Source organism: Novosphingobium endophyticum (genome assembly GCF_014640675.1).
Lineage (GTDB): Bacteria > Pseudomonadota > Alphaproteobacteria > Sphingomonadales > Sphingomonadaceae > Novosphingobium > Novosphingobium endophyticum.
The window spans coordinates 138,945-149,699 of the sequence record NZ_BMHK01000008.1 but is presented as its reverse complement, the minus strand read 5'-3'; the positions used below and the strand labels follow the sequence as shown (position 1 = coordinate 149,699).

Here is a 10,755-nt window from a genome sequence, read left to right as displayed (position 1 = left end):
CACACAGGCAAACCAGGACATCAGACCTCCCCAATTGTGAGGCCTGCCAAAGAATCCATTCTTACCCTACGCGCCACACCTATTTTTCAAATGCGATTCCCCTGGCCTGCAAACCTTGCCGCGAATGTCAGTCACGCTTGCGGCGCGCGTCTTCGAGCGAGCTGAGAATGCCTCGCAAGGTGCGGACCTCAAGGTGGTTCCAGGCGGGTTTGGTAAGGAGATTGCGCAGGGTCAGCCGATTGGCCGCCGCGCGCGTCTCCGGCCAGAAGTAGTTCTTTGCCTCCAGCATGCGCTCGAAATGACCGATCAGCCCTTCCAGCTCCTCCTGCGGTGCGGGAGGCAGGATTTCCTCGGCCGTCGGCTGTTCGAGATCGGCTGACTTCGACCATTCGTAAGCGCACAGGATCACAGCCTGCGCGAGGTTGAGCGAGGCGAATTCTGGATTGATCGGCACGGTCAGGATCGCCCGCGCCAGCGCGACATCCTCGGTTTCGAGCCCTGATCGCTCGGGTCCGAAGACATAGGCAGAGCGTCCCGGCGCCGCATGGACCTCTCGCGCGGCTTCCTCGGGCGTGACCACAGGCTTGGTGACGCCCCGCTTGCGCACGGTGGTGGCGTAGACGTGGGCGCAATCAGCTACCGCCTCGGCCAGAGTATCGAAGACCAGCGCGTTTTCGAGTACCGCATCGGCGCCGGCGGCGGCCGGACCGGCCGAAGGGTTGGGCCAGCCATCCCGAGGGGCGATGAGACGCATTTCGGTGAGCCCGAAATTGAGCATCGCGCGCGCCGCCTTGCCGATGTTCTCACCAAGCTGCGGACGGACGAGGACGATGACGGGCCGGGTGTCAGCCATTCCCACCGCTTTCGCCGCCTGCCACATCGCACACCGTTCCCGCGAACTCCTCAAAGTCCTTCGCCTCGTTGAAGGCGCGGTAGACCGAAGCGAAGCGGATGTAGGCGACCGAGTCGAGCTGGCGCAGGCCGTCCATCACCATCTCGCCGATCACGCGCGAGGGTATTTCGGCCTCGCCCGAGGTTTCGATCTGGCGCTGCACGCCCGAGACGAGCTGGTCGATCTTTTCGCGCTCAATTCCCCGCTTGCGGCAGGCAAGGACCACGGACTGCTCGATCTTCGATCGGTCGAAAGGTTCGCGGCGGGGCTCCTCGCCATCGCCGCCGGATTTCACCACCGTGATCTCGCGCAGCTGAACGCGCTCGAACGTGGTGAAACGCGCGCCGCAGCTGGTGCACTGACGGCGACGGCGGATCGCGGTGTTATCCTCGGCCGGGCGGCTGTCCTTGACCTGGGAATCGTCGTGGGCGCAAAACGGACAGCGCATCTAGGGCAGGTCTCTCGGCAATCGGCGCATTCAGTCGGGACGAACGCGCTTGTAGAACTTGTAACCGGCGCCGGCGGCAAGGCCCAGCCCGATCGAAACGAACGGCAGCACCGCACCGGCGACCGCCCCCACCGCGCCCCACACGAGAACCGGCCGGGTCGAAGGATGGTCAAGCCCATCCTGCAGCATTCCGGCAAGCTCCTGGCGCGCATCGCGGACGAAGGAGCCGTTGTCGTGGGGGCGACGGGGGTCGGTCATGATATCAGTCCTCGTATATCGGAAAGCGGTCACACAAGGCTTCCACGCGGGCACGGACATTCTGCTCCACCTGGGCATCGCCTTGCTCGCCGCATTTGGCGAGGCCTTCGAGCACGTCGGCCACCATGTTGCCGATCTCGCGGAATTCCTCGACCCCGAAGCCGCGCGTAGTGCCCGCCGGCGAGCCGACGCGGATGCCGCTGGTCTTCATCGGCGGCAGCGGGTCGAAGGGGATCCCGTTCTTGTTGCAGGTGATGCCCGCACGCTCCAGCGCCTCGTCGGCGTCCTTGCCGGTCACGCCGAGCGGCGAGAGGTCAATGAGCGCGAGGTGCGTGTCGGTACCGCCCGAAACGACCTCGGCGCCGCGCGACTTGAGCGTTTCAGCCAGGACCTGGGCGTTCTCGACGACCTTGCGGCAGTAGTCCTTGTACTCGGGGCGCAGCGCCTCGCCAAAGGCGACGGCCTTGGCGGCGATGACGTGCATCAGCGGGCCGCCCTGAAGGCCGGGGAAGACCGCCGAGTTGATCTTCTTCGCCAGCGCCTCGTCGTTGGTCAGGATCATGCCGCCACGCGGACCGCGCAGCGTCTTGTGCGTGGTGGTGGTGGCAATGTGCGCGTGCGGGAAGGGCGAGGGGTGGATACCCGCCGCGACGAGCCCGGCGAAGTGCGCCATGTCGACCTGGAACAGCGCGCCGACCGAGTCGGCAATCTCGCGCATGCGTTTGAAGTCGATCACGCGCGGATAGGCCGAGCCGCCGGCGATGATGAGTTTGGGCTGGTGTTCCTTTGCAAGGGCCTCGACCTGGTCGTAGTCGATCAGGTGCGTGTCACGCGTCACGCCGTACTGCACGGCGTTGAACCACTTGCCGCTCATCGCCGCGCGCGCGCCGTGGGTGAGGTGCCCGCCGGCATCGAGGCTCATGCCCATGACCGTATCGCCGGGCTTGACCGTCGCCAGCAGCACCGCGCCGTTGGCCTGCGCGCCGGAGTGGGGCTGGACATTGGCAAAGCTGCAGTCGAAGAGCTGGCAGGCACGCTCGATGGCGAGCGTTTCGACTTCGTCCGAAGGTTCGCAGCCCTGGTAGTAGCGCTTGCCGGGATAGCCCTCTGCGTACTTGTTGGTGAGCACCGAGCCCTGCGCCTCGAGCACGGCTTTCGACACGATGTTTTCCGAGGCGATCAGCTCGATCTGCTTGCGCTCGCGCTTCATTTCCTTGCCGATAGCGGCCGCGACGGCGGGATCGCTCTGCGCTACGGTATCGGTGAAGAAGCCGGGGGAACGGATGGCGGTTTCGACGGTCATGTTCGTGGGACCTCTTCGGATTCAGGCGGGAGGATTGGAAAGCTTTTCGACGCGGCCGGTATGGCGTCCACCACCGAACTCGGCCGAAAGGAAGGCGTCGAGGCAGGCCTTGGCCACGTCGGCCCCGATCAGCCGCGCGCCCATGGCGATGCAGTTCGCATCGTTGTGCTCGCGGGCAAGCGCGGCCGAGACCGGCTCCGACACCAGCGCGCAGCGCAGCGCCGGGTGGCGATTGACCGCGATCGAGATGCCGATTCCCGATCCACACAGCGCGATGCCGAGCTGGGCCGTACCGTCGGCGATGACCGAGGCGAGCTTGTAGCCATAGTCAGGGTAATCGACGCGGTCCGAGTTGTCCGGTCCGAGGTCGGCGACTTCATGGCCGAGGCCGATCAGGTATTCGCGCAGTTCGGCCTTGAGGTCGACGGCAGCGTGGTCGGATGCAATGACGATGCGCATGGGAGCTTTCTGCTTGTCCTTATGCGTGAGGATTCGCTTGCGCTCCCCTTAGTCGCGAGTTGGTCGCATGGCGAGTCCCGTGGTCGATCCTCCACCACAGCGTCCGCGTTTCTTGCAAGGTTACAGGTTTACATAGTCCAAGGAGAAAAGGCGTCACCTTGCGGCTGCCGGCCGGCGGCGCATTTGCGAGGGCATGCGGTGAAGATACCTCGCGGGCGGGCGTAGGAAAACGGATGTGAGGTGAGGTGCCGCCTCTCTGCCAGCCATCGCGCTATGTGCGTCAGAGGGGCTGAATGCAGAAAAGCGACCCGACCGGACACGCCAGTGTTGCTGACGTTGCACCGCGATTCCAGAATCGTCACCCTGAACTTGTTTCAGGGTCCATCAGGCGATCTGTTCCGCCGTTAGTGTCGGGCCGCGACGCCAGCGATCAGGCTGCTGAATCGCGGGTGAGGCGTCTCAATCGGAGGCCCGGTCGTGCGGCACGATGGATGCTGAAACAAGTTCAGCATGACGAGTGCTGAGATACCATCATAACCCCAACATTTTGGTCATTTTGCAGGCTCGATCTGCGTCCCGAAAGCCGCGACGCGTGCTGCCCGCCCATCGCGTCACCCCGGCGAAGGCCGGGGCCCAGCCTCGACAAGATTGCCGCCGCTTTGCGGCGACGTTGTTTTTGGGCTGGGTGCCGGCCTGCGCCGGTATGACGAACACGGTACCAAGACAAATAAGGCATCAAAAAGCCCCGCCGAAGCGGGGCTTTTCTCAAGTCACTGATCCAGGAACGAGCGCATCTTGCGTGACCGGCTCGGGTGCTTGAGTTTCCTGAGTGCCTTGGCCTCGATCTGGCGGATACGTTCGCGCGTCACCGAGAACTGCTGGCCGACTTCCTCCAGCGTGTGGTCCGTGTTCATTCCGATGCCGAAGCGCATGCGCAGCACGCGTTCCTCGCGCGGGGTGAGGCTTGCCAGCACGCGGGTGACGGTTTCCTTGAGGTTCGCCTGGATGGCGGCGTCCACCGGGATGATCGCGTTCTTGTCCTCGATGAAATCGCCGAGGTGCGAATCCTCCTCGTCGCCGATCGGCGTTTCGAGGGAGATCGGCTCCTTGGCGATTTTCATCACCTTGCGCACCTTTTCGAGCGGCATCGAAAGGCGCTCGGCCATTTCCTCGGGCGTGGGCTCGCGGCCCTGCTCGTGGAGGAACTGGCGGGAAGTGCGCACCAGCTTGTTGATCGTCTCGATCATGTGGACCGGGATGCGGATGGTGCGGGCCTGATCGGCGATCGAGCGGGTTATCGCCTGCCGGATCCACCAGGTGGCGTAAGTGCTGAACTTGTAGCCGCGACGGTACTCGAACTTGTCGACCGCCTTCATCAGGCCGATGTTACCTTCCTGAATGAGATCAAGGAATTGCAGGCCTCTGTTCGTGTACTTTTTCGCGATCGAGATCACCAGCCGCAGGTTCGCCTCGACCATTTCCTTCTTGGCGATACGCGCCTCGCGCTCCGCCTTCTGGACCATGTTGACGATGCGGCGGAATTCGGGAAGCGCCATGCCGGTGGCGGCGGCGATGTCGGCCACTTCGGCCCGGATACGCTCGACCGAATCGGCCTCGTTCTCGGCGAAGGCGGCCCACTTCTTGTCCTTCTTCGCCATGTCGGAAAGCCAGGTGTCATCCAGCTCGCGGCCAACATAGGTCTCGAGGAAATCGGCGCGCTTGACCTTGTGACGCTCCGCCAGGCGCAGCATCTGACCGCCTAGCGCGGTCAGGCGGCGGTTGAAGGCATAGAGGTTGTCGACAAGGTATTCGATCTTGGTCGCGTGGAACTGCACCGATTCCACCTGCGCGGTCAGATCCTCGCGCAGCTGCTGGTACTCGTCCTCCTTCGCGGGCGGGAAGCCGATGCCCAGCGCCAGCGCATCGAGGCGTTCGGACTGGAGTTTCTCGAACGCCTGGAACAGCTCGGTAATGAGCGCGAACTTTTCCAGCGCCTCGGGCTTGAGGGCGGCTTCCATCTGGGCGAGCGAGAGAGTGTTGTCCTCCTCGTCCTCTTCTTCCTTGCGGCGCGAGGTGCCTTCCTCGCCGTCCTCGCCTTCGGCGGATTCTTCTTCCTCTTCCTCGTCGTCTTCCTTGTAGGAAGGCCCGGCGGTCGCTTCGCTGATTTCTCCGTCGTCGTCGCCTTCGCCGTCCTCCTTGAGGTTTTCCGGCGCCGGTTCCTTGGAAAGCATCGCGTCGAGATCGAGGATCTCGCGAAGCTGCATCTCGCCCGCGTTCAGGGCTTCGGACCACTGGATGATGGCGTGGAACGTGATCGGGCTTTCGCACAGGCCCAGGATCATCATGTCGCGCCCAGCCTCGATGCGCTTGGCGATGGCGATCTCGCCCTCGCGGCTCAGGAGCTCGACCGCGCCCATCTCGCGCAGGTACATGCGCACCGGGTCGTCGGTACGCTCGACGGTTTCCTTCTTCTTGGTCTCGACGACCATCTTCGGAGCGGATTCGTCCGAATCGACTTCCTCGACCTCGTTGTCGTCGTCGCCCTGCGCGTCCTCGTCACTCTCGACGATATTGACGCCCATTTCCGAGATCGCGGCCATGATGTCCTCGATCTGCTCGGAAGACATCTGGTCCTGCGGCAGAGCCTCGTTCAACTCGTCATACGTGATGACGCCGCGACGCTTGGCGCGCGCGATCAGCTTCTTGATCGAAGCTTCGTTGAGGTCGATCAGCGGCGCGTCGGTGCCGTCGTTCTTTTCGCCGCTGTTGTCTTCGTTCCTGCTCATTCCACCGCCGTTAAATCGTGCCCATGCCCCGGATTATACATCAGGAGCCCGCCTGTCTCGTCGCCATTTGCCTTAGGCGATCGTCAAATTCCAGCTTTCTCTTGAGCAGGCGCTGCTGCTCGGCAAAGGCCTCCTCGGACAACTCGCTTTCGAACCGCGCAGTCGCTTGTGCCAAGGCGGACTCCAGAACAGGCCGCTGAACCAAGAGATCGATAGCCTGTGTAAGGTCCGACGCCGCCTGTTCCTCGCCTGCTTCCGAATGCAGGAAGCTGAAGCGTAATCCTGAATATTCCGCGGCTGCGGGCACTTCCAGACCAATCTTCGACAATATGGTGGCCAGTTCGCCGCTTTCAAGCGTGTCCATTGCATCGCAGCAATCGAGCAGCGCCGTGAAACGCGGATCGAGGCCCGGCGTGCGGGCGAGGGCCTCGGCATGGCGGGCCAGTTGGGCGGGCCAGCGGATCAACCCGGCCAGTACGGCTGCCGATAGCGCATCGCGCGCGCCGCTGCCGCGTGCGGCGTCGAAACGGCGGCGCAGGCGGTCGATCGATTCGGGGCTCGAGGGCGCGGGGGGAGGGCGTCCATTCCACGCGCCGCGCTGGCTGCCTTTGGGACGGGCATTTCCCTGTCCGCCACCCTGCTGCCAGCGGTTCTCCCGGCGGGGAAAGGCGAATTCGGAATAGCGATCGAGCAGGTCGCGGCGGTAGAGGCCGGCGATATCGGGATTCTGAATGGCATCGACATGGGCCAGCAACCGGGCCTTCAGGCCGGCCTTGGCCTCCGGCGTGACGAGAGGCAGCGCATCGCGCTCGAATTCCCACAGCACGTCGACGAGGCCGCGGGCGCCTGCGAGCAGGTCTTCCATCGCTCTGGCGCCTTTCGCCCGGATCAGGTCGTCGGGGTCGAGACCTTCGGGCAGGCGCACTATCCGCAGGCTATGGGCGGGCCGTAGCAGGGGCAGCGCGCGCGAGACAGCCCGCATCGCGGCGCGCTGGCCGGCGGCGTCGCCATCGAAGCACAGGATCGGCGTTTCAACGTGCCGCCAGAGCAGTTCGATCTGGTTCTCTGTAAGCGCCGTGCCGAGCGGGGCGACGCACTCCGCGATGCCGGCCGCCGCCATGGCGATCACGTCCATGTAGCCTTCGACGACGATCATCCGCCCGGACTGGCGCGCGGCGGGCGCGGCGCGGTGCAGGTTGTAGAGCGTGCGCCCCTTGTCGAACAGCGGCGTGTCGGGCGAGTTCAGGTATTTGGGCGCGTCCGTCTTGCCTTTGGCGAGAATGCGCCCGCCGAAAGCGATGACCCGCCCGCGCGCGTCCTCGATGGGAAGCATGAGGCGCCCGCGAAACCGGTCGTAGGGATCGCGGTTCTCGACCTCGATCCTGAGACCCGCCTCGATTAGCATGGCCTCGGGAAAGCGCGAGAGAGCCTCCTTCATCGCCTGCCGTCCTTCGGGCGCATAGCCGAAACCGAAGCGTGCCACGGTATGGGCAGCAAAGCCGCGCGTCGCGAGGTAGACGCGCGCGGCTTCGCCCTCGGGCGAAGCGAGGTTGCGCGCGAACCAGTCCTGCGCGGCGTTCATGACGTCGTGCAGCGTGTCGCGCTTCTCCGCCGCCCTGGCCGCGCGGGGATCGGGGGCGGGCACGTCCATGCCCGCTTCCGCCGCCAGTTCCTTTACCGCGTCCACGAACGAGAGCCCCTGATGATCGGTCATCCAGCGGATCGCGTCGCCATGGGCACCGCAGCCGAAGCAGTGATAGAAACCCTTCTCGTCATTGACGGTGAAGCTGGGCGTCTTCTCGTTATGGAACGGGCAGCACGCCTTGTACTCACGCCCCGCCTTCTGCAGCCGCGTGGTGCGGCCGATCAGTGCGGACAGCGTGACGCGGGAGCGGAGCTGGTCGAGCCATTGGGGGGTCAGCATCAGAAATCCCGCCCGCACGAACGCGCCGGGCTCCACAAACTCCCCTCCCGCCTGCGGGAGGGGCCGGGGGAGGGCATGTCAGACAATGTTTGCTCGATTCGTGTCAAAACACCGTCCAGATTATCCATCACCTCGCCATTCCAGAAGCGGATGACGGTGTAGCCCTGCGCTTCGAGAAAGCGCGTTCGGCGTTCATCATAGCCCTTTGCCAGCGCGTGTTGTCCGCCATCGATTTCGATCGCCAGCCGATATTCGCGCGAGACGAAATCGCAGATGTACCGGCCCACCGGGAACTGCCGGTTGAAACGCACGCCGGCAAGCTTTCGAGCGCTGATTGCCTGCCACAGCTTGCGCTCGGCTTCAGTCGCATTGCAGCGTAGCTCCCGCGACCTGGCGGTGGGGCGGGAGTAGCCCTTGTCGCTTGCGTTATTCAATGTCGATTGCGTGATCCAACAGGCCCTCCCCCGGCCCCTCCCGCAGGCGGGAGGGGAGATTGTCGTGCTCGGCCTTTCAGGCGAGCGCTTGTTTGACCCACCCACTCGCCTTGCCCATGTCAAGCTGCGTGCCATGCCGTGCCTTCAGCTCGGCCATGACCTTGCCCATGTCCTTCATGCCCGAGGCGCCGGTTTCCGTCTTGATGGTCTCTATCGCCGCCTTCGTCTCCTCTTCCGACATCTGAGCCGGGAGGAATTCCTCGATCACTTCCAGTTCGGCCTTTTCCTCAGCCGCGCGTTCGGGGCGGCCGCCTTCGTCGAAGAGCTGGATCGATTCGCGGCGCTGTTTCACCATCTTCTGCAGGATGTCGATCACGAGGGCATCATCGTCTGGCACGTCCTTTGCGGTGCGCAGTTCGATGTCGCGGTCCTTGATCTTGGCAAGGATGAGTCGCACGGCGGCAAGGCGCGGCTTGTCGCCCGCTTTCATGGCGGAAATCTGCGCGGCCTTGATCGAATCACGAAGCATTGTTTTCCCGATGTCCTGAAATTGACGGAATATGGCGATCTTAAAAGTAGCAAGGCCCGCGCCATTTTGCACCTGCTGCTTGACGCGCTGCCCAAGCGTCTCTAGCGGGTGGGCCTTAGCACTATAACGTACGAAACGCCGTAAACGGAGCGACCCACCATGGCCGACGCCGCATTTTCGCTTGCGCCCAAACCTGAAGGGGCGACGGGCGTGATAGTCCTGAGTGACGGACATGTCATCTGGGGCAAGGGCTTTGGCGCCGTGGGCGATGCCGTGGGCGAAGTCTGCTTCAACACCTCCATGACCGGCTACCAGGAAGTGATGACCGATCCGTCGTACGCGGGGCAGATCGTGACTTTCACGTTTCCGCATATCGGCAATGTCGGCGTCAACGAGGAAGACATCGAATCGAAGGTCGACAGCGCCGTCGGCTGCGTGGTGCGCGAGGAGGTGACGCCTTCCTCGAGTTTCCGCGCGCTCGGGGAGTTCGGTGACTGGCTGGCGGGCAAGGGCAGGATCGGCATTTCGGGTGTCGATACACGGGCGCTGACACGCCGCATCCGCGTCTCCGGGGCACCCAACGCGGTGATCGCGCACGACCCCAAGGGCGACTTCGACATTCCCGCGCTGCTTAAGAAGGCGCAGGAGTGGCCGGGGCTGGAAGGCATGGACCTGGCGAAGATCGTCAGCCGCCAGATCGGTGAGGACTGGGAAGGCTCGACCTGGACGTTGGGGCAGGGCTATGGCCGCTCCGCGCGCGATGCCGGCCCGCATGTCGTGGCGATCGACTACGGTGCCAAGGACAACATTTTCCGCAATCTGGTGAAGGCCGGCGCGCGCGTCACGGTCGTGCCGGCGCAAGTCACGCTGGAGCAGGTGCTCGCGCTCGAGCCGGAAGGCGTGTTCCTCTCCAACGGTCCGGGCGATCCGGCTGCCACCGGCAAGTACGCCGTGCCGGTGATCCGGGGGCTGCTCGATCGCGATGTGCCGATCTTCGGCATCTGCCTGGGCCACCAGATGCTGGCGCTTGCCGCCGGGGCCAAGACGGCCAAGATGTTCCAGGGACACCGCGGGGCCAACCACCCGGTCAAGCGCCTTGCCGACAACGTGGTGGAGATCACCTCGATGAACCACGGCTTCGCGGTCGACAACGCGACGCTGCCCGAAAACGTCGAGGAAACGCACGTATCGCTGTTCGACGGCACCAACTGCGGCATTGCCATCAAGGGCAATCAGGCCTTCGGTGTGCAATACCACCCCGAGGCGAGCCCGGGACCGCAGGACAGCTTCTATCTCTTCGAGAAATTTGTGGGGATGATGAAATGAGCAGCGATATCGTCGACCACATGATCGCCTACTACGTCGCGGGTCCGGCGAACGATCTCATCATCGCGCCGCGCTGGTATCCCTATGGCGAACTCGGCCTGATCATCGAGGACAAGTTTTCCATCGCGACCCGCAAGTTCGGCCTGAAAGTGCGGTCGCACTCCAAGGAGGCGGGCAAGGTGTTCCTCGACATGATGATAGGGAAGGGCGCCTGGGAGACGAAGCAGAACGAATACGGCGGCTCGATGCACCAGTTCCAGGCGGACAAGTTCAAGGCCGCGGTCAGGGAACTTCAGGCCGGAGATCCGATTATCGCCAAGGCCGAAGCCGAAGGCCCGGACTACTGGGAAAAGGCTTTCGCCGAACTGGTTTCCTGATCCAACGACGCGTAACTCG

General features: G+C 64.0%; 11 protein-coding genes. 2 read left to right on the top strand and 9 right to left on the bottom strand.

Annotated elements, in window-relative coordinates; genetic code table 11:
- Positions 1-127 precede the first annotated feature (127 nt).
- From IEX32_RS08305 to IEX32_RS08265, 9 genes are all read right to left on the bottom strand, one after another.
- Complete coding sequence (locus IEX32_RS08305; protein WP_188770361.1) at positions 128-853, bottom strand: RNA methyltransferase; 726 nt, start codon at positions 851-853, stop codon at positions 128-130.
- Positions 846-1,340: a transcriptional regulator NrdR gene (gene nrdR / locus IEX32_RS08300; RefSeq protein ID WP_188770359.1), complete on the bottom strand. Its 495-nt coding sequence runs from the start codon at positions 1,338-1,340 to the stop codon at positions 846-848. The genes IEX32_RS08305 and nrdR overlap by 8 nt, the downstream gene beginning before the upstream one ends.
- A 30-nt stretch (positions 1,341-1,370) precedes the next feature.
- Positions 1,371-1,598: a hypothetical protein gene (locus IEX32_RS08295; RefSeq protein ID WP_188770357.1), complete on the bottom strand. Its 228-nt coding sequence runs from the start codon at positions 1,596-1,598 to the stop codon at positions 1,371-1,373.
- Positions 1,599-1,602: 4 nt separating this feature from the next.
- A complete protein-coding gene (gene glyA / locus IEX32_RS08290; protein WP_188770355.1) occupies positions 1,603-2,901 on the bottom strand; it encodes a serine hydroxymethyltransferase in 1,299 nt (432 codons plus the stop codon).
- Between the two features lie 21 nt (positions 2,902-2,922).
- Positions 2,923-3,360, bottom strand: coding sequence for a ribose 5-phosphate isomerase B (rpiB, locus tag IEX32_RS08285; protein ID WP_188770353.1), 438 nt, complete (start codon positions 3,358-3,360; stop codon positions 2,923-2,925).
- A gap of 770 nt (positions 3,361-4,130) precedes the next feature.
- Positions 4,131-6,146: an RNA polymerase sigma factor RpoD gene (gene rpoD / locus IEX32_RS08280; protein WP_188770351.1), complete on the bottom strand. Its 2,016-nt coding sequence runs from the start codon at positions 6,144-6,146 to the stop codon at positions 4,131-4,133.
- Between the two features lie 40 nt (positions 6,147-6,186).
- Complete coding sequence (dnaG, locus tag IEX32_RS08275; protein WP_188770349.1) at positions 6,187-8,070, bottom strand: DNA primase; 1,884 nt, start codon at positions 8,068-8,070, stop codon at positions 6,187-6,189.
- A complete protein-coding gene (locus IEX32_RS08270) occupies positions 8,070-8,639 on the bottom strand; it encodes an endonuclease domain-containing protein (protein WP_188770346.1) in 570 nt (189 codons plus the stop codon). Before IEX32_RS08270 ends, dnaG begins: the two co-directional genes overlap by 1 nt.
- The gene (locus tag IEX32_RS08265) at positions 8,581-9,033 is read right to left on the bottom strand and encodes a GatB/YqeY domain-containing protein (protein WP_188770344.1); all 453 of its coding nucleotides are present in this window, start codon (positions 9,031-9,033) and stop codon (positions 8,581-8,583) included. Before IEX32_RS08265 ends, IEX32_RS08270 begins: the two co-directional genes overlap by 59 nt.
- A gap of 159 nt (positions 9,034-9,192) precedes the next feature.
- On the opposite strand from IEX32_RS08265, the gene carA reads away from it, so the two are divergent.
- Positions 9,193-10,359 carry a glutamine-hydrolyzing carbamoyl-phosphate synthase small subunit gene (gene carA / locus IEX32_RS08260; RefSeq protein ID WP_188770342.1) on the top strand — a complete coding sequence of 389 codons (1,167 nt, stop codon included), beginning with the start codon at positions 9,193-9,195 and terminating at the stop codon, positions 10,357-10,359.
- Positions 10,356-10,736, top strand: a complete 381-nt coding sequence (locus IEX32_RS08255) for a hypothetical protein (protein WP_188770340.1) — start codon at positions 10,356-10,358, stop codon at positions 10,734-10,736. Before carA ends, IEX32_RS08255 begins: the two co-directional genes overlap by 4 nt.
- The last annotated feature ends 19 nt before the right edge of the window (positions 10,737-10,755 follow it).

Excerpts from the sequence above, each read along its gene's own strand:
- IEX32_RS08305 (WP_188770361.1), bottom strand. The coding sequence starts at position 853 with ATGGCTGACACCCGGCCCGTCATCGTCCTCGTCCGTCCGCAGCTTGGT.
- nrdR (WP_188770359.1), bottom strand. The coding sequence starts at position 1,340 with ATGCGCTGTCCGTTTTGCGCCCACGACGATTCCCAGGTCAAGGACAGC.
- IEX32_RS08295 (WP_188770357.1), bottom strand. The coding sequence starts at position 1,598 with ATGACCGACCCCCGTCGCCCCCACGACAACGGCTCCTTCGTCCGCGAT.
- glyA (WP_188770355.1), bottom strand. The coding sequence starts at position 2,901 with ATGACCGTCGAAACCGCCATCCGTTCCCCCGGCTTCTTCACCGATACC.
- rpiB (WP_188770353.1), bottom strand. The coding sequence starts at position 3,360 with ATGCGCATCGTCATTGCATCCGACCACGCTGCCGTCGACCTCAAGGCC.
- rpoD (WP_188770351.1), bottom strand. The coding sequence starts at position 6,146 with ATGAGCAGGAACGAAGACAACAGCGGCGAAAAGAACGACGGCACCGAC.
- dnaG (WP_188770349.1), bottom strand. The coding sequence starts at position 8,070 with ATGCTGACCCCCCAATGGCTCGACCAGCTCCGCTCCCGCGTCACGCTG.
- IEX32_RS08270 (WP_188770346.1), bottom strand. The coding sequence starts at position 8,639 with ATGGCACGCAGCTTGACATGGGCAAGGCGAGTGGGTGGGTCAAACAAG.
- IEX32_RS08265 (WP_188770344.1), bottom strand. The coding sequence starts at position 9,033 with ATGCTTCGTGATTCGATCAAGGCCGCGCAGATTTCCGCCATGAAAGCG.
- carA (WP_188770342.1), top strand. The coding sequence starts at position 9,193 with ATGGCCGACGCCGCATTTTCGCTTGCGCCCAAACCTGAAGGGGCGACG.
- IEX32_RS08255 (WP_188770340.1), top strand. The coding sequence starts at position 10,356 with ATGAGCAGCGATATCGTCGACCACATGATCGCCTACTACGTCGCGGGT.